Origin of the sequence: Leadbetterella sp. DM7, assembly GCF_040829825.2 — a bacterium.
Taxonomy (GTDB): Bacteria; Bacteroidota; Bacteroidia; order Cytophagales; family Spirosomataceae; genus Leadbetterella.
In genome coordinates, this window is record NZ_JBFOLH020000008.1 from 27,871 (window position 1) to 47,816 (window position 19,946).

12 protein-coding genes are annotated in these 19,946 nt (G+C 50.9%); 10 read left to right on the forward strand and 2 right to left on the reverse strand.

Annotation, left to right across the window (positions count from 1 at the left end):
* Nucleotides 1-88 precede the first annotated feature (88 nt).
* Nucleotides 89-1,312, reverse strand: coding sequence for an MFS transporter (locus AB2U10_RS10800; protein WP_367914693.1), 1,224 nt, complete (start codon nucleotides 1,310-1,312; stop codon nucleotides 89-91).
* A gap of 152 nt (nucleotides 1,313-1,464) precedes the next feature.
* Between AB2U10_RS10800 and AB2U10_RS10805 the strand changes: the two genes are divergently transcribed.
* From AB2U10_RS10805 to AB2U10_RS10845, 9 genes are all read left to right on the forward strand, one after another.
* Nucleotides 1,465-2,343 (forward strand): AraC family transcriptional regulator, encoded by an 879-nt coding sequence (locus AB2U10_RS10805; protein ID WP_367914692.1) that lies wholly within the window; start codon nucleotides 1,465-1,467, stop codon nucleotides 2,341-2,343.
* A gap of 211 nt (nucleotides 2,344-2,554) precedes the next feature.
* Nucleotides 2,555-5,632: a SusC/RagA family TonB-linked outer membrane protein gene (locus tag AB2U10_RS10810; protein ID WP_367914691.1), complete on the forward strand. Its 3,078-nt coding sequence runs from the start codon at nucleotides 2,555-2,557 to the stop codon at nucleotides 5,630-5,632.
* A 20-nt stretch (nucleotides 5,633-5,652) separates the two neighbouring features.
* Nucleotides 5,653-7,125: a RagB/SusD family nutrient uptake outer membrane protein gene (locus AB2U10_RS10815; RefSeq protein WP_493820489.1), complete on the forward strand. Its 1,473-nt coding sequence runs from the start codon at nucleotides 5,653-5,655 to the stop codon at nucleotides 7,123-7,125.
* Between the two features lie 281 nt (nucleotides 7,126-7,406).
* Complete coding sequence (locus AB2U10_RS10820) at nucleotides 7,407-10,382, forward strand: SusC/RagA family TonB-linked outer membrane protein (RefSeq protein ID WP_367914689.1); 2,976 nt, start codon at nucleotides 7,407-7,409, stop codon at nucleotides 10,380-10,382.
* Nucleotides 10,383-10,404: 22 nt separating this feature from the next.
* Nucleotides 10,405-12,009: a RagB/SusD family nutrient uptake outer membrane protein gene (locus AB2U10_RS10825; protein WP_367914688.1), complete on the forward strand. Its 1,605-nt coding sequence runs from the start codon at nucleotides 10,405-10,407 to the stop codon at nucleotides 12,007-12,009.
* Between the two features lie 23 nt (nucleotides 12,010-12,032).
* Nucleotides 12,033-13,352, forward strand: coding sequence for a SusE domain-containing protein (locus AB2U10_RS10830; RefSeq protein ID WP_367914687.1), 1,320 nt, complete (start codon nucleotides 12,033-12,035; stop codon nucleotides 13,350-13,352).
* A 181-nt stretch (nucleotides 13,353-13,533) separates the two neighbouring features.
* On the forward strand, nucleotides 13,534-14,925 hold the full coding sequence (locus AB2U10_RS10835; protein ID WP_367914686.1) for an alpha-amylase: 1,392 nt from the start codon (nucleotides 13,534-13,536) through the stop codon (nucleotides 14,923-14,925).
* A complete protein-coding gene (locus AB2U10_RS10840; protein WP_367914685.1) occupies nucleotides 14,922-16,745 on the forward strand; it encodes a glycoside hydrolase family 13 protein in 1,824 nt (607 codons plus the stop codon). The genes AB2U10_RS10835 and AB2U10_RS10840 overlap by 4 nt, the downstream gene beginning before the upstream one ends.
* Nucleotides 16,746-16,834: 89 nt before the next feature.
* Complete coding sequence (locus AB2U10_RS10845; protein ID WP_367914684.1) at nucleotides 16,835-17,908, forward strand: alpha/beta hydrolase; 1,074 nt, start codon at nucleotides 16,835-16,837, stop codon at nucleotides 17,906-17,908.
* Between the two features lie 63 nt (nucleotides 17,909-17,971).
* Here the strand turns inward: AB2U10_RS10845 and AB2U10_RS10850 are convergent, their stop codons facing one another.
* Nucleotides 17,972-18,457: a methylated-DNA--[protein]-cysteine S-methyltransferase gene (locus AB2U10_RS10850; protein WP_367914683.1), complete on the reverse strand. Its 486-nt coding sequence runs from the start codon at nucleotides 18,455-18,457 to the stop codon at nucleotides 17,972-17,974.
* Nucleotides 18,458-18,514: 57 nt separating this feature from the next.
* Between AB2U10_RS10850 and AB2U10_RS10855 the strand changes: the two genes are divergently transcribed.
* Complete coding sequence (locus AB2U10_RS10855) at nucleotides 18,515-19,816, forward strand: UDP-N-acetylmuramoyl-tripeptide--D-alanyl-D-alanine ligase (protein WP_367914682.1); 1,302 nt, start codon at nucleotides 18,515-18,517, stop codon at nucleotides 19,814-19,816.
* The last annotated feature ends 130 nt before the right edge of the window (nucleotides 19,817-19,946 follow it).

Sequence of the window (19,946 nt, forward strand, 5' to 3'; positions counted from 1 at the left end):
TAGTGAAAATCAAATATACAAAATTTGGTTTTGCTTTTGGCAGCATCTGTCCTAAAAAACTTATTGAAGCAACCGGAGTGTGCCGGCTTTATACTTTTTTCCGTGAGATGATCAATTGGAGCATGAGCAGGCAGATCACCAGGGCCGTCAGCGGGATAAGGGAGAAATAAAAGGCTTTGCTCCCGCCGATGGTATGAAAAAGCCATCCTGCCAGGCGTGAGCCTGCGGTACCTCCCAGGGCAGAAAAAAACACCAGGAGCGATGCCATAGGGCTATGGAAGATTTTTTCGGTGCTGCTTAAAACCGCCGAGCTTACCATAGGATAAACGGGAGCCAGGAAGAAGCCGATCAACGGAAATACCCAGGCAATGAGCGGTACATCGGATAAGGTTTTTATCTCTTCTGCACCGGGGTTTGCGGCATGAGGAAGCACCGTAATCACCATCAGGCCGGCCGCTGCCAGGCAGATAAGCAGCAACAGGAGCCAGCTCATTTTTTTGACCAGAAGTGCCGAAACATAGCGCCCGGCAGCAATAGACAGGATGAGGATGACCGACATCCTGACGGCCAGGGCTTCAGGCAGGTGAAGTACGCGTTCATTAAAAGTGGGCAGCCAGCTCATAATGCCCTGCTCGGCCATAACATACATCAATGCCGCCAGCGCAAACACCGGTACGGCCGGCCTCTTCAGCAGGTAAAACATCTGCTTCAGGTCATGAAGGGGGTTGACGGCGGGGTACTTGTGTGTAAGAGCGGAGAAATCAGAAGTAAGAAGGAAAATAAAGGAAAATGCCACCAGGAGGGCAATGGCCGGGTAAATGTTCAGCCAGGCGTCAGGATCCGTATCGCTGTAGAACAGGGGAAACCCGATAAATGCGGTGGCAATGCCGATCATAAAGACGCTTTCTATAGCGCTTAAAAAACCCGTATGCTCTTTTTCACCCGTTGTGAGCAGCCCCGTCAGTGAATAAACCGAGGTTTTAATAAAGGCAAAGGAAATGCCCAGCAGGGTAAACAGGATTTTGACCGCATTAAAGGAATTGCCGTAATACATGATCAGGCACCCGGAGAAAACCAGTGCCAGCGCGAGAAGCATTGCCTTTTTATAGCCTAAACGGGGCAGGAATGAGCCGGCCAGGAAAGAGGCAAAGGCAATGGAAAGATCTTTGAAGCCCTCCAGCAAACCGGCGCTGAGCTCATCTGTGCCGTACTGGTTCACCGATCGCTGAATAAGGATGCCCACGCTGTTTAAAAGGATGGCAAAAACAAAATAGCTGATAAACAGGGAGATCTTGATTTTCCGGTTTTTCATGGGGCTTAAATCCGGTTTTTTCACCGGAACGGAAAGAGATGTGACAGGCAAATCCTGTGCAAAAGTAACCGGAAGGAGGGAAAATAAATAGCACGGAATAGTGGTTTTTTTGTATTATATTAATATTTTTGTTTTCCTGTTAAGTTATAACCATGAAAGCAGGTCTTTTAAACACGAAGACTCCCGTTGAAATTATTCAGCTGGATGAGGGAAGCTCATTCAAGCTGCTGCACCACAAGGTCAGGGCAGATAATTTTCTCTGGAATTACCATTGTCACCCGGAGTGGGAGCTGGTCTATGTATGTGAAGGAACCGGCCGCCGCCATGTGGGCAATCACCTCAGCTATTACCAGGACGGCGACCTGGTGCTGATAGGACCTGAACTGCCGCATTCGGGCTTCGGGTACGGTTCAGAAGGAGTGCATGAGGAAATCGTGGTTCAGTTTAAAAGCGACACCTTCGGCCGGGATGCATCGGGTATCCCCGAGATCCGCTTCATTGAAACCCTGTGGGAAAATGCCCGCTACGGGATGTGCTTTTACGGGCAAACCAAAAAAGAGGTGGGCGAAAAAATCCGGGCACTTCCCGGGCTGTCTTCGTTTGAACGTTTCCTGGTTATGATGGGCGTGCTGAAGGAGCTGGCGGCATCGAAAGAGTATATTGTACTCAACGGATCGGTCAACACCTACGGTTTTACGAACAGGGACCAGGACCGGTTGCGGAAAATATACGAGCACCTGGAGCAGAATTACCACCAGGGCGTGGATATTGAAAAAGTAGCTGCCCTGGTGAACTTATCGGTGCCCGCATTTTGCAACTATTTTAAGAGGATGGTCAGTATGACCTATACCGATTTTGTGAACGACTACCGGATCCGGAAAGCCTGCCAGATGCTGGTTACTCCTAAAAGCATGCTGGATATCAGTTTTGAATGCGGGTTCTCCAGCCAGTCGTACTTCAGCAAGGTTTTTAAAAAGGTGAAGGGAAAAACACCTATGGAATTCCGGAATGAGCTGATTATGAGAGCATAATATGCACCCGGCTCTGCCCGGCCCCTGTAGGGGAATTGTCCTGTTTTTTCCTTAAATATTAATAGAGAACAAAAAGCAATTAATAGGGAGATAATCTTTCTAGGTAAAAGCAGTCAACTTTGCTTTATATAAATAAAGCAGGAAACGACCTGCAGGGAGATCGACATCTGGATGTATTTTATTTTTTAAACATAACCTTAAATAAACAGTAATGAAAAGAAATCTATTTTTTCTTCATTCGGGATTTCGTGTAAAAACGGAAGTCTGGAGGGCTTTGACCGTTCTACTTTTATCCGTGTTTTTCAGCAGCAGCGGATTTGCCCAGAAAACGGTTACCGGTACGGTTTCAGATGCCACCGATAACTCGGCCATGCCGGGCGTGAACGTAGCTGTAAAAGGTACAACCAACGCAACGATGACCGGTGTAGACGGCCGGTATTCAATTACGGTACCCAATGATCAGGCAGTGCTGGTTTACAGTTTCATCGGTAAAGTCAGCAAGGAGGTTGTGGTAGGAGCACAGACCCTCATTGACATAAGCCTCGTAGATGAAACCACGAGCCTCTCGGAAGTGGTGGTGGTGGGATACGGTACGGCCAAACGCAAAGACCTGACGGGCTCGGTATCTTCTATTGCTTCCAAGGATCTGAACGCCGGTATCAACCCCAACCCCCTGCAGGCCATCCAGGGCAAAGTAGCCGGGCTGGTCATTACGCAGCCTTCGGGTGACCCCACCCAGAGCCCTACCGTAAGACTGCGGGGATATACCTCACTGGCCGGCGGTAGCGATCCCCTGTATGTGGTAGACGGCATGATCGGTGTGCCCATCAATACCATTTCGCCGAATGATATTGAAACCATGGATGTGCTGAAAGATGCTTCTGCAGCGGCCATCTACGGTTCAAGAGCGGCAAACGGGGTGATCCTGATCACCACCAAGAGAGGAAAAGTGGGCAAGCCGACCATCTCGTTTGACAATTATATCGGTACTTCCGTTATTTCAAAGCGGTTTGATCTGCTGGATGGTCCCGGGTATATCGATGCCGTAACACGGATCAAAGGAGCCAGTGCGCTATCTGACAACCTGCGCTTTCCGAAAGATGCCAGCGGGAACTATTACGATACCGACTGGGTGAAAGAGATTACCCGGAACGCATTTGTGCATAACCATGACCTCAGCATTTCGGGCGGTTCGCAGGGGCTTACCTACCGCGGTTCAGTGAACTACCTGAACCAGGAGGGCTTAATCAAAAACTCGGGACTAAACCGGACCACCGCCCGGATCAACCTGGACCAAAAGGCGTTTGATAACCGGCTGAACATCCAGTATAACCTGGCCTATACCGAAACGCTGAACAAATATACCATAGGCGGAGCCATAGAAAGGGCGGTTACCTTCCTGCCTACTCTCCCGGTAAAAAATGCAGACGGCAGCTATTATGAAGTATTGGGTAACTTCAGCCTGTTTAACCCGGTGGCCATGATAGAAAACTACACCAATGAGCAGAATAAAAAGCTGGTTCAGGGAGGTCTGATCCTGAGATACGAGCTTTTTGACGGCTTCACACTGGGGGCGAGCGGGCAGATCCAACGCGAAAACGGCGTAACGGATTACTGGACCGACCCCAATATCAAAGCCTACCAGGGAGCCAACGGCCGGGCCAGCCGCTCGTATTTCGAAGCGCAAAGTAAGCTGATGGAGCTGACCGCCAATTACTTTAAGGCACTGAGCGGCGAATCAAACATGGCATTCCTGGTGGGGTATTCGTACCAGCAGAATGACAACGACGGGTTCGCAGCCGCCAATACCGGTTTTGTAACCGACTTTGTGACCATTGATAACCTGGGGCTCGGCTCGGGTACCCTGATCAATCCCAGTAATAGTTATGCCACTTCTTACCGCAACCAGACCAAGCTGATCTCTTTCTTCGGAAGGGCCACGCTGAACCTGAAAGACCGTTATAACCTGACCGCCACGCTGAGAGAAGACGGAAGCTCTAAGTTCGGAGCCAACAACAAATGGGGGCTTTTCCCTTCGTTTGGTGCGGGCTGGATCATCTCCAACGAAGCGTTCTTCGGGCAGCCTTCCGGCTTGAATTACCTGAAGCTGAGAGTGGGCTGGGGGCAAACGGGTAACTCGGAAGGGATCAACCCCTATAACTCGATCATGCTGTACGGCTTAAGCGGCACCTACTATGACGGAGCCGTGGGCGATTTCCTTCCCGGCTATGCCATCACGCAGAATGCCAATCCTAACCTGAAATGGGAGGTGCTGGAAACCACTAACGTGGGTCTCGACTTCCAGTTGGCTTCGGGCCGGTATTCGGGTACGATTGAATGGTACAACAAGCTGACCCGGGACATGCTGTACAACTACAGCGTACCTGCCAACGGGGTAGATTATTTTACCCCTACCATCCTGGCTAACGTGGGAACCATGAAAAACACGGGGCTGGAGCTTAGCTTTGGCGGAGCTGTGATCGAGAAGAAAAACTTTTCGTGGACGCCTCAGCTGGTTGTCTCGTACAACAAAAACAAGGTGGTTTCGCTGTCAAACGACCAGTTCTCTACCGGCCAGGTTCGCTTTAACCCCTTCGGAGGACGCGGGCTAAGCGATGTGTTTGCTTCTTACCTGACCCCGGGCAGACCGTTGGGTGAATTTAACTATGTGCCTACTTTCGTAGAATTTAATTCAGAAGGAAAAGTAGTCATGAAAGGAGCTGAAGGAAAAGGCAACACCACCGATGTGTCGGTATCCGATGCGTACGAAGCATTCAAGGCAGGCAACCCGATTTCAGCCGGCAACCCGCAGCCTTTCCTGACCGGTGCATTGAGCAATACGTTCAGGTACGGCAACTTTGACCTGAGCTTCCAGCTGAGAGGAACATTCGGAAACAGCATCCTGAACAACATCCGGAATAACCTGATGATTCCGGGATCAATCCTGGAAACCAATATGCTGAAAGACGTAAACACGTTGCCCGATAACTATGAGACCAACCGGCTGACCAGCATGTGGGTAGAGAACGGGTCGTTCGTACGGCTGGACAACTGGCAGGTGGGATACAACGTGCCGGTAAACGGTAAAACCCTCTCCAACGCCAGGATTTACCTGGGCGGCAATAACCTGCTGATCTTTACGAAGTACAAAGGGATTGACCCTGAGCTTCAGACCCGGGGAGACCTGGAGAACAACAGTTCGCAGCGGCCTAATGCACTGGGATTGGATTATCTGACGGTTTATCCTAAAACCCGGTCGTTCCAGTTGGGAGTTAATCTTACATTTTAACTAAAAAGACTTTGAAGAAAATGAAAGGAATATATAGAATTTTAGCTGTAGGGGCTCTGATAATGTCACAGGCATGTACCGACCTCACGGAGAAAACCTACGATGTCATACCTACTGAAAGCTTCGGGAGCACCCCGGCGCAGCAGGAAGCCCTTCTCGGCCCGCTTTATAACCGGGTGGGAGACTACTGGCCTACACTCTTCTGGGTACAGCCCAGCACCGATGAAATGATGATCCCTACCCGGGGTGGTGACTGGGGCGACGGCGGTCAGCATGTGCGGATGTATACCCATACCTGGGAAGCTGCCCAGGATAACGGCCGCTTTAACGGCATCTGGAGCTGGTGCTATAACGCCATTACAGCCATTAACCTGCAGATGAAATTTGTGTCTGAACCGTCTAAGCTGGCAGAATTACGGGCTTTGAGGGCATTTTTCCATTACATCGCTATGGATAATTTCGGAAACGTGATTATTGCAGACGGGGTGTCGTCCGGAAATCCGCCGCAAAGTACCACGAAGCAGGTATTTGAATTCATAGAAAAAGAGCTGCTGGAGGTGTATCCTGACCTGAGCGTGACCGTGGGCGGGGCCTACTATACCCGGTTTAACAAATACGTGGTAGATATGCTCCTTGCCAAGCTATACCTGAATGCGGAGGTTTATACCGGAACGCCCCAGTGGGCCAAGGCTGTAGACTATACCACCCGCATTATCGAATCGGGTAAGTTTTCATTGCCGGCTGATTTCTTCAGCACGTTCTCGGCCCGGAACCAGGACTCTCCCGAGATCATACTGGCTACGGCTTTTGACCGGACCAAAAGAACAGGCTTTAATATCCAGATGCCGGTATTGCACTACCGCCAGCAATTGGAGTTTAACATAGGAAACAGCCCGTGGAACGGACCCTGCGCCGTGCCCGAACACTATTATTCGTTTACTGACGATGACATCCGTAAGCAAATGTGGATGGTAGGACAACGGTATGCCGCAGACGGTGTAACTCCGCTGATGGATGACGACATCCCGCTGGTGCTGAACCCCGAAGTGCCTGCGCTGGTGATGCCGGCCGGTGCTGATACCCGTGTAAGGGGAGCAAGGGCGGCCAAATATGAAATTCAGCGGAACAACCCCATTGACCAGCAGGATAACGACTTCGTGATCTTCCGCCTCGGCGATGCCATCCTGATGCGGGGTGAAGCCAACCTGCGCCTCGGGAATACCGCTGCCGCCCTGGCCGATGTGAACATCATCCGGGAAAGAGCGGGCGTGAAGCCGTATACGGCAGCACAGCTGACCCTTGATGAGCTTCTGGCCGAAAGAGGAAGAGAGATGTCGTGGGAGCTGCACCGCCGCCAGGACCTGATCCGTTTCGGGAAATTCAACAATGCCTGGCGGTTTAAGCCGGCATCACCGGCTCATACCCGGCTGTTCCCCATCCCTCCTGATCAGATTGCCACCAACCCCAGCCTGAAGCAAAATCCGGGCTATTAAGGAATAGAATCAGCTCTGTTTCAATACCCGGTTTCGGATAACCAGGAAGTGCCGCTTTTAAAAGCGGCACTTTTGTTTTTATAAGTTATTGATTATCAGCAAAATATTGTAATACAATTTTTTATTCAAATTGTACAAGGCGGGGCGACCCGTAGGAGGCGACCGCCGTATCTTTGTCGCAGAATTTTCCTATTTTCTATATGTATCTTCCAATACAGAGAGGTAGGGCTATTTGTATTTAACCATTTTATTGAACAATTCATATGCAAAAACACGTACGATTGAGGAAGTGGAATTTCGCGTTCCGGAATATGGCGGGTCTGCTCGTATTCCTGATGGCGGTTTCCACGGCTTGGGCACAAAAGACAGTTACCGGGAAAGTAACGGATGCCGGGGATAATTCGGAAATAATAGGTGCCACGGTGATGGTGAAAGGAACCACCACGGCCACGGTGACCGACGTAGACGGGAACTACCGGATCAGTGTACCGGAGAGCAACGCCGTTCTGGTTTTCTCTTATGTGGGAAAAGTAGCTCAGGAGGTAACCGTGGGTAACCAGTCGGTGATCAATGTAAGCCTGGCTGATGATCCCAAGTTATTGGAAGAAGTGGTAGTGGTAGCTTACGGTACCCGGAAAAAGGCCGACCTTACCGGTTCGGTGATCGCCGTGAATGCCAAAGATTTCCAGCAGGGAAATATCCAGTCGTCGGAGCAGTTGCTGCAGGGCAAGGTTGCCGGTCTCCAGGTAACCCCCGGAGGCGGTTCTGCCGGTGGCGGAAGTACCATCCGTATCCGTGGTGCGGCCTCGTTGAACGCTTCGAATGACCCGCTGATTGTTATTGACGGGATCCCGGTGGAAGGAAACGGCATCAAAGGGTCGGATAACCTCCTGAACACCATTAACCCGAACGATATTGAGAGCATGTCGGTGCTGAAAGATGCTTCGGCAGCAGCCCTGTACGGTTCAAGAGCTTCTAACGGGGTGATCATCATTACCACCAAGAAAGGAGCTTCAGGCAAGCCGCGCTTTAACTTCAACACCCAGTTCTCTGCCGGGGTAATCACCAAAAAAGTAGATATGCTGAACGGTGACCAGGTAAGAGACCTGATCAACGCACATGCCGCATCTACCGGGAACAATACCTACAAAGACATGCTGGGAGCCGAAAATACCGACTGGCAGGATGTGATCTTCCGGAACTCTACCGGTACAGACAATAACCTGAGCGCCAGCGGATCGGTAAAAAATATCCCGTTCAGGGTATCTTTAGGGTACTCGAACCAGAACGGTCTCCTGAAAACCGATAATTTCCAGAGAACTTCCGGTGCCCTTAACCTGAGCCCTAAGTTCCTGGATAACACCCTTTCGGTCAACATCAACGCACGTGTGGCCGGTACGCAGAACCGCAAGGCTGACGAAGGAGCCGTAGGAGCGGCGCTTCGTATGGACCCTACCCAACCCGTATATGCCGACAATGCGTATGGCGGATATTTTGAATGGCTGACCTCTACCGGCGACTGGAACAACCTGGCCGGAAGAAACCCGCTGGCTATGCTCGACCTGAGAAACGACGCCCGGAAAGCCAGCCGCTTCATCGGGAACGTGGAGCTGGACTATAAGCTGCCGTGGATAGAAGGACTGAGCCTGCGTACAAACCTGGCCCTGGATCATACCAACGGTAACCGTACGGAAACCATCAGCGCCCTGGCGGCTTCCAACTACCGTACACACGGGTATTACAAGAACGAAGACGAGAAGAAATCGAATAAGCTGTGGGATGTTTCCGCATTTTACGAAAAAAACCTGCCCGGAATCAAAAGCAAATTTGATGTGCTGGCTCTGCACTCGTACCAGGATTTCCTGACAGAAGTGTTCATGAACCCGGCCTACAGCGCAGACCGGTCTGAAATTATCCCGAACAGCGCTCCGGCATTTGCTACCGACAGGCCGCAATATCGCCTGGATTCTTACCTGGGAAGGATCAACTATACCTTTGATGATACCTACTTGCTGACCGCCTCACTGAGAAGGGATGCGAGTTCGAAATTTTCGCCTGAGAACCGGGTAGGTTATTTCCCGGCCCTGGCTGCTGCATGGAAGATCAAAGAAGGTCTGTTTGCCCGGTCGAAAGCGGTTTCGGAAATGAAGCTGAGAGTAGGCTGGGGGGTAACCGGTCAGCAGGATTTTAACAACTACTACCCGTACATGGCCCGTTATGCCTACGGTTCCAATACGGCGCAATACCAGTTCGGGGATGAGTTTTACCAGTTTTTACGCCCGGCGGCCGTAGATGCCAACATCAAATGGGAAACCACTACCACCACTAACGTGGGCCTGGACTTCGGCTTTGCCAACAACCGGATCACCGGTACGGTAGAATGGTTTAACAAAGACACCCGTGACCTGCTGGCCGTAGCGCCGGTGGCCTACGGATCTACCTTTGACATCAGCGTGTTTACCAATGTGGGTAACCTGACCAACAAGGGGATGGAGTTTGTATTAAACACCACGCCGGTGCTGAACGACAACTTCCGGTGGGATATCGGGTTCAACATTACCAAAACGAAAACCGAAATTGTTTCTTTAAGGAAGCAGGATGACCCCAACTTTACGGGAATTCCCGTGAGCGGTATAGCCGGGGGTACCGGTAACACCATCGGCCTGCACATGATCGGCCAGTGGCCTTATGCCTACAATGTGTTTCAGCAGGTATACGATCACAACGGGAAACCGCTGGAAGGCGTGTATGTGGACAGGAACGGCGACGGGCAGATCTCAGATGCCGACCGTTACCTGTACAAGCAGCCGGCTCCGAATACATTGCTGGGGATAAATACGGCCATCAATTACAAAAAATGGACGGCCAGGGCATCGGGCCACGGGATGTTCGGAAACTACCTCTATAACAACTTCCGTTCGGAACGTTCGGTGATGCGTAACCTGCTGGATCCGGTATTGACCATCAACAACGCCTCTACAGAATTGCTGACCACCGGTTTCTATAACAACCAGTACCAGTCTGACCTGTATATCGAAAATGCCTCCTTCTTCCGCCTAGACAATATCAATGTAGGGTACTATGTCGGAAAAGTATTTGGAAACGCCACCCTCAGCCTGAACGCGGGCGTAAACAATGTGTTCGTGATTACCAAATACAGCGGCTTAGATCCGGAAAACTCATCCAGCACGGGGGTGGATAATACCATTTATCCGCGTCCGAGAATGTACACTTTCGGGTTGAACTTTGATTTTTAAGACGAGCTAAAAGAGATAAAATATGAAAAATATCATTAAGAATATAGCGATAGCCTTCCTGAGCATGAGCATCGTGACCTCATGTTCCAATAAGCTGGACTTATTCCCGCAGAACGACATGACGCCGAATAATGCATACGCTACCATGGACGGGTATACCTCCGTTCTGGCTAAAATTTACGGCAGCCTTTCGCTGGGAGGAAATGAAGGTGACGGCTCCCCTGATATTTCAGGACTGGACGGCGGATCACAGATTTCCTTCATACGGCCTTTCTTTAACCTGCAGGAGCTGCCTACCGATGAGGCCGTTTGTGCATGGAATGACCAGACCATCAAAGACTTTCATAACCTGGCCTGGACCAGCTCCGATCCGTTTATTAAAGGTGCCTATGCCCGGCCAATATGGAATATCGGCCTGATCAATGCCTTCCTGAGAGAAGCAACCGATGCCAAAATATCGGAAAGAGGCTTTAGCGGTGCAGATGCTGCCAACATCAAAAATATGGCGGCAGAAGCAAGATTCATCAGGGCATTTAATTACTGGGTGGCAATGGACCTGTTCGGTAAGTATTCTTTCCTGACCGAAGCCGACCAGACCGGAACCACGCCGGTAGAAAAGCCGGCCAACGAGATCTTTGCGTATATCGAAACCGAGCTTAAAGCGGTGGAAGAGCTTTTACCTGCTGCCCGGTCAAACGTATACGGACGGGTGGATAAAGCCGCTGCGCAGGCCCTTCTGGCACGTATGTACCTGAACGCCGAAACCTATACCGGCGCCGGCAAATACAACGAAGCCGCCACGTATGCTAAAAAAGTGATTGAGTCGGGATATTCGCTTAGCACCGATTACTACCGGTTGTTCCAGGCAGATAACAATACCCAGACCAACGAGGTGATCTGGGCCATTAACTGTGACGGACTGATGACACAGGGACACGGCAATACGACCTTCCTGGTACATGCTGCTTCAGGAGACGATGCCCCGGATTACAATGTAGGCAGCGGCTGGGCCGGTTACCGGGCCACCAAAGGTCTTTCCAGTAAGTTTTACTCAGGAAATACCACAACTACCAACGACAAGCGGGCACTCTTTACCACGTCGAAATATAAAATTGACCCGGTAGAAAACGAAATTGATGACATCACCAATTTCAATAACGGCGTGCACGTTAAGAAATGGACCAATAACTATGTGGACGGAAGAATAGGCAATCACCCCGACAGGAACTTCACCGATACCGATTTCCCGGTTTTCCGCTTATCAGAAATGTACCTGATTTATGCAGAGGCGGTTTTAAGAGGAGCAACCACCGGTGATAAGGCTACGGCGCTCAGCTATGTGAACACCGTAAGAAGCAGGGCCTATGGTAATGCCTCCGGAAACATCTCCGATGCGTCACTTAACCTGCAGTTCATCCTGGATGAGCGTGCAAGAGAGCTGTATTGGGAAGGACACCGCAGAACCGACCTGATCCGTTTTAACCAGCTGGTGACCGATACCTACCTGTGGGCCTGGAAAGGCGGAGTACAGGGCGGAAGAGCCGTAGATGCCAAGTACAAGCTGTACCCGGTACCTGCGGAGGCCATTATGGTGAATCCTAATCTTACGCAAACCACGGGTTATTAAACAACGCTAAAATGAATGTAGAAATGAAAAGAATATTAATTATACTTTTTGCGGTGGCAGGTCTCTGGTCGTGTGAGAAAGATGAGATCAGGGCCGTCATGAACGAGGGCGCCGGTACCCAGATCACGCTTTCGGCCCCTTCACTGGTGCTGAGCAAAGACGAAGCCAGCAACCCGGTACTGACCGTTTCCTGGGCAGCGCCTGACTTCGGTTACGCGGCAGCGCCGTCTTACCTGCTCCAGATCGATAAGAAAGGCGGAGACTTCTCAAAAGGCTACAGCACCTCGGTTGGCTCAGCTTTGAAAAAGGAATTCAAAGGCTCCGAGCTGAACGCCATTTTGCTAAACCTGGGCCTGAAGCCTGACGAAGTGCACCTCCTGGATGTACGCGTAAGCATTGTACTGTCTTCTGCTACCTCTATCGTATCACCGGTAGCCAGCCTGAGCGCTACACCATATGCGAATGTGCTGGATCTGAGCACGCCCTGGGGCGTGGTAGGCGATGCCTATAACGATTGGGGCGCTACTCCTGACGGGCCATTCTACAGAACGGCTCAGAACGAGGTATACGTGGCCTACCTCACCCTGAAAAATGGGGAGATCAAATTCCGGAAAGATTCAGGATGGGATGTGAACTACGGGGATAGCGGGGCTGACGGAACGCTTGACGCCGGCGGAGACAACATCAAGGTAACTGCCGGAACCTATAAAATCACCCTGGACCTGGGCAAGCTGACCTACAAGCTCGAGAAATATTCATGGGGCATAGTAGGAAGTGCCTTTAACGACTGGGGCGCTACTCCTGACGGAAAAATGACCTACGATCCGTTCTCTGATCAGTGGAGAACCATCATTACCCTGAAAGAAGGAGAAATGAAGTTCCGTTTAAACGCTGACTGGGGAGTTAACTTCGGCGATAACGGGGCCAACGGTACCCTTGACGATGGCGGCGATAACATCAAAGTGGCTGCCGGGAAATACCTGGTGACCATGAACCTGAACGATAATACCTACAGCCTGCTGCCGGTAACGCACCTGTGGGGTGTGGTAGGCGATGCCTCTCCGAACGGATGGGACGGACCGGACGTGCTGATGGACCTGGATTATTCGCAGTACGCTGCCGACTTTGATACCAAAGGAGTGTGGGTTGCCAGGAACGTGGTGCTGAAAGCCGGGGAGATCAAGTTCAGGGCTGACAATGCTTGGGATCTTAACTACGGCGATACCGGGGCTGACGGCTCACTGGAATCCGGTGGCGATAACATCAAGGTAGCAGCCGGAACGTACGATATTGTGCTGGACTTCTCCGGTTCAACACCTACGTATAAGCTGACGAAGAAGTAAAATATACGTGGCTGTCTGAAGGCCCCGGCTACGCCCGAACTGCAGGCAGGGGTACCTTTGTCACCTTGTTATTGACAAGTATGGGTGCTGGTGTCAGTTCGGGCGAAGACGAGAACCAAACGCCTCTCGTCTTCGCCCGAGGTGACACTGGTACCCCATCTTTCAGATACTCTTTATGGCTATGAAAAAAAGCATCAGGATTCTCCTTCTCGTACTGGCTCTTGCCGCCTGCAAAAGCGGCAATGACCCGGCGAAGACCAGCACCAACCCCGAAGACCTTACCTCTTACCTGCGGCCGGAAGGCGTGATGATGCAGGGCTTCTACTGGGATGTGGAACCGCGTCAGGCCTGGTGGAATACCATTAGTGCCCGGCTGGACGACTGGAAGGGAATAGGAGTGGACCGCCTCTGGCTGCCGCCGGCCTCCAAAGGGATGTCGGGCGGGTACTCCATGGGTTATGACCCTATGGATTACTTCGATTTCGGGGAATATAACCAGATGGGTACCGTGAAAACCCGTTTCGGCTCACGAGCCGAGCTGGAAGCGCTGATCTCCAAAGCGCACGGGCTGGGGATGCAGGTCATTGCAGATATTGTGCTGAACCACAACAGCGGCGGCCAGGCGGAATACAATCCTTACCGGAACAAGGAGACCTATACCTTATTCCGGCCGGCTTCGGGCCGCTTTAACCGCAGCTACGAAGACTTTCATCCCAACCATATCCACGACCGGGACGCCGAGGCCCTGTTTTTTGAAGAGCAGGATCTTTGCCACGAAAATCCCAATGTGAAAAAATGGTTATGGGAATCGGACTCTTCCGTGGCGCGGTATTATAAAAATACCATGAAATTTGACGGCTGGCGTTTTGATTACGTAAAGGGCTTTGATCCCTCGGTGGTGAAATCGTGGATGGATGCCGTAGGCGGTTTCGGGGTACTGGAAGCATGGGATGGCAATACCGACTACCTGAGAACCTGGGTAGATAAAACCGGTATCCGGGCCTTTGATTTTGCCAATTTTTATAACCTGGAGCAAGCCCTTGACGGCAACAATATGAAAATTCTCGGGGAGCGGAACGCACTCTGGAAAGTGTACCCGGAAAAAGCCGTGACCTTTGTCAACAACCACGATACCGAGAAAGACACCAACCAGGGCAACCGCATCGGCTCGGCAGAAAACCGGATGCTGGCCTATGCGTATATCCTGACCCACCCGGGCTATCCCTGCATTTTTTACAGCGATTACGAAAGTATCCTGTCAAAGCCCCGCCTGGAAAAGCTGATTGAAATTAACCGTTCACTGGCCGCGGGAAACCTGGTGGTTTTGTATTCCGATACGGATTTTTACGTGGCGCAGCGCAGCGGTGACAGCGCTACTCCCGGCCTGGTGGTAACGCTGAATAATGCATCGCGCACTATTAAGCGCACCCTTGTAACACCGTGGAAGAATGCTGTAATCTATGATTATTCCGGGAATAGCGGGTTGACGCTCACTACCGATGCGGGTGGCCGGGCAGAGATCAGCACTTCAGCTAAAAGTTATACCGTTTGGTCATTAAAGAAATTTAAATGAAAAAAATAATAGTACTCCTTTTTGTCTGCATATCCCTGTCGGCGCAGGAAATCCAGCGCCTGGAACCGTCGGTCTGGTGGACAGGCATGCATAACCCCGGGCTCCAGGTACTGGTATACGGGAAGAACATTTCCGAAACCCGGCCTTCTGTAAAATACAACGGGGTGAAGCTGGTGAAAACACACAAGGCCGACAGCCCGAACTACCTTTTTCTTGACCTGAAGATTGAGAAATCGGCCCAAGCGGGCGATGTAAAGATCGACTTCACATCGGCCGGCGGGAAAGTAATTTCCCGTACGCTGAAGCTCGAAAACCGGGTGGCAAACTCGGCTTCGCGCAAAAGTTTTGATAACTCAGACGTGATCTACCTGATCACTCCCGATCGCTTTGCCAACGGCGATACCGGCAATGATAACACTCCTGACACCAAAGAAAAGCTGAACCGATCGCACTATAACGGCCGGCACGGCGGCGACATCCGGGGCATTACCGAGCACCTCAGCTACATAAAAAACATGGGCTTCACCACCCTGTGGAGCATGCCTCTCCTGGAAAACAACCTGCAGCAGGTCACCTACCACGGCTATTCGATCACCGATTATTACCGGATCGATCCGCGCTACGGCAGCAACGAGTCGTTCAAAGAAATGGTGCGTCAATCCAATGCCATGGGCCTGAAATGGATTATGGACGTGATTCCGAATCACTGCGGAATTGACCATTGGTGGATGGCCGATATGCCTTTCAGCGACTGGATCAACAACGGCGGGAAATTCCAGCCTACCAACCACCGCCGCGAAGTGCACCAGGATATCCATGCCTCTGAAAAAGACCAGGAGGCCATGAAGGCCGGCTGGTTTGTACCGTCTATGCCCGACCTCAACCAGCGGAACCCTTTTATGGCCCGCTACCTGACCCAGAACACCATCTGGTGGATCGAATATGCGGGCTTGTCGGGCCTGCGGGTAGATACCTGGCCGTATTCTGAAAAAGCATTCCTTACCCAATGGATGAAAGACATCCTGGCCGAATACCCGAACCTGAATGTGGTAGGAGAGGAATGGACCACCAAAGCCAATACCATTGCCTACTGGCAGAAAGGGAAACGCAACGAAGACGGCTACGAAACGTACATACCGTCAATGATGGACTTCCCGCTGCAGGCGGCCCTGGGCCAGGCGCTAACCGAAAAAGAAGGTTTTCATACCGGGCTGGCCCGCCTGTACCAGGCTCTTTCAGACGACTACCTGTACCCGGCACCCGATAACCTGGTGGTTTTTGGTGATAACCACGACATGAACCGCTTTTTTACCCAGGTAAAAGAAGACCCGCGCTTATTCAAAATGGGACTGGCGTTCCTGGCTACCGTACGGGGGATTCCCCAGGTATACTACGGCACGGAAATAGGCATGTCTAACCCGGATTCGGAAGAGCACGGGGTATTACGGGCCGATATGCCCGGCGGCTGGCCGGGAGACCTGAAAAATGCCTTTACAGGCGAAAACCTCTCTCCGCTGCAGAAAGAGCTGCAGGACTTCACCCGTCAGCTCTTTAACTGGCGGAAGACCGCCACGGTGGTGCATCACGGGAAGCTGGTGCATTTTGTGCCGGAAAACGGGATTTACAGCTATTTCCGTTTCGACGGACAGAAAAAGCTGTGGGTCATTCTCAACAAAAACGAAGAAGAAACGATAGTCAGAAGCAGCGATTATGCGGAAATGATCCCTGACGGGGCCCGCATGAAAGATGTGCTGGACGGGTCATCGTGGCAGAAAGAAGTGAAGGTTCCGGCCAAAGGATTCAGGATACTGGAAATATAACGGTGCCGGTAGAGGCGCAAAATTTTGCGTCTCTACCTTGAGCATGTTTATACATAAATGTTAAATTTGTGTCCCGTTTAATTGGAAAAATGTTTTTAGAAGTAGAAACACGCATAAAAGACGACCGGCCCGTTTTCCTGACTGGAGATTTTTGTAACTGGAATCCTGCTGACCCTGATTTCATTATGGACAGGGTAGACGAAGGCCGGTTCAGGATCAGCCTGGATAAAGTGCCTGACCTGGTAGAAAAAACGTACTATAAATATACTAAAGGAGGCTGGGACAATGTAGAGCTGGATGTGCTGGGAAACAGCCCCCGGAACCGCCTCTTTGACCAGGAAGAGCTCGGAAATCCTGATTTCGTGCCGTTATGGAGGCAGAACGGCTACACGCCGTTTGATGAGGAAACCATGCCTTTGGTGGAAATATTCTCGGATGCCTTTGAAATTCCCCAGCTGAAGCGGAAGCGGAAAATATCGGTTCTCCTGCCGCACGATTACCATACGAATACGGAAAAACGCTACCCGGTTTTGTACATGAACGATGCCCAGAACCTGTTCGGAAACGGCTCGGCTTACGGCAACTGGGAAATTGACAAGCGGATCTCGCTGCTGAAAAGACAGGGAGAGACGGATGTCATCGTAGTGGCCATTGATCACGGCGACGAAACCCGGAATTCGGAATATTCGCCCTACAAAACGCCGAAAGAAAACCAGAAAGGAGAAGGTATGCGGTATGCCACGTTTATTGTGCGTACGCTGAAACCCCTGATCGATGAGCAATACCGTACCCTGCCTGAGCGCCAGTTTACCGGTATCGGCGGCAGCTCTATGGGCGGCCTCATCAGCATATATACCGGTATGATGTACCCGGAGAAAATCGGCCGTTTAATGGTATTCTCGCCGGCCTTGTGGACCAGCCCCAAAATTTATTTTGATGCGGTGGAATTTTTTAATCCGCTCGATACCAAAATTTATATCTATGGTGGAGGAAAAGAAAGTACCACCATGTTTACCAATATTGAAAAGCTGATTTCAACCATTGAAGGACAGGGCTTTTCGTCTGAAAAAGTACAGATCAAAGCAGAGCTTGATCCTGAAGGGCTGCACAATGAAAAGCGCTGGGGACAGGAGTTCCCGAAGGCGCTGAAGTGGCTGTTTTAATAATTGACAATGGACAATGTACAATTGACAATGAAACAGTTGTCAATTGTACATTGTCAATTGTCAATTGAATAAGGTTAGTACCCCGTTCGCCCTCTCCAGCTCCAGCAAAAACCGTTTATTGTCCAGTCCGCCGGCATAGCCCGTCAGGCTGCCGTCTGAGCCGATCACCCGGTGACAGGGAATGACAACGGCAATGGGGTTCTTCCCGTTGGCAGAGGCGGCGGCCCGGATCACCTTGGGGTCGCCCAGCTGATCGGCCATCCAGGCGTAGGTTTTGGTTTTCCCGAAAGGAATGGTCTGCAGCAGATCCCATACTTTCTTCTGAAAATCAGTACCGTCAGGATCGAGCTTCAAATCAAATGTTTCTCTCTTCCCCGAAAGATATTCTTCCAGCTGCCGGGCTGCTTTTTCCAGGATCTCCGGCTGTGTGGAAGAATCCGGGCCTTTCTCTTCGACAAAGCTGATATCTTTAACGCTGTGGGCGTCAGAAACGATCTTCAGTGTTTTCCCCGAAGCCGATACGTAGGTTTCAAAAGTTTCTTCCATAATGAATTACGAAGTTATGAAAATTGCTGAAATTTGAAAGATTTTACAAAACAATAGATGTCAACAGAAGAACTATACGCGCTGTATAAAACCGCTACGGGAATTACCACTGATACCCGGAATATTACCGAAGGATGTATTTTTTTCGCATTGAAAGGCGGCAAATTCAACGGAAACACCTTTGCGGAAGAAGCCCTGGGTAAAGGAGCGGCCTACGCCGTAATAGATGAAGCGGAATATGCGGTCAACGAGCGCTGCCTTCTGTTTGAGGATGTGCTGGAAACCCTTCAGCGGCTTGCACGATATCATCGGCAACAGTTTGACGTGCCGGTGATCGGGCTGACGGGCTCTAACGGCAAGACCACCAATAAAGAGCTGCTGACCCGGGTACTGGCACAAAAATATAAGGTTCACGCTACAAAGGGAAACCTGAATAACCACATCGGCGTACCGCTCACGCTGCTGTCTATGCCCGATGATACGCAGGTAGCGGTTATAGAAATGGGGGCCAACCATCAGAAAGAGATTGAGCTGCTGTGCGCTATCGCCGAACCTACCCACGGATTCATTACCAACCTGGGCAAAGCACACCTGGAAGGCTTCGGAGGAGAAGAAGGGATCCGGAAAGGCAAAGGCGAGCTGTTTGACTTCCTGAAAAAATCAGGCGGGATAGTCTTTGTCAACGCTACCGATGAAAAGGTGGTCAGCCTGGTAAAAGAAAGAAACATATTGCCGGTGGTGTATTACGGAAACGATGAAAATGCACTGCAAATGACAGCCGAAAGCCCCGTGGTTGAATTCACGGCTCCGCACAGCGGCAAGCGCTACACCTCGCACATCGGCGGGAAATACAATTTTGACAACATGCAGACGGCCTTTAACATTGGGTTGTATTTCAATGTGGAAGAAGCCGCCGCCGCCGCGGCAATTGCCGGGTACAATCCCGATAATAACCGCTCACAAACGGTAGAAGCGGGCTCCAACTCCTTCCTGATGGACGCCTATAACGCTAACCCGTCGTCTATGGAGGCATCGGTAAAAAGCTTTGCGGCATTGCAGACCCCCAAAAAGAAAGTGGTGATCCTGGGCGATATGTTTGAGCTGGGCGATTACGCTGAAAAAGAGCACGCCGCCCTGGGCGAGCTGGTGAGCCGCCTGGGTTTTGATTACGTGATCTTATACGGCGAAAATATGCAGCACGCCCTCCCGTATTTACCCAAAGCCCTCTACTTTACGGATAAATTCTCCATGCATAACTGGCTGCTGGACATGAAATTTGAAAACACCTTTTTCCTGGTGAAAGGCTCAAGAAGCACCGGGCTGGAAAGTGTGCTGAAAACCTTTCAGGCCGTGGGGTAACCTGCCATGAGCTTTGATGATCCGTACCGGCGGAGTATGCCTTCTTTCTCCGGAATTATAAGAGATTTTGTTATTATTTATAATTAGTCTAAATAAAAATATTAATTTTGCCCCTGACCGGTCAAATGGC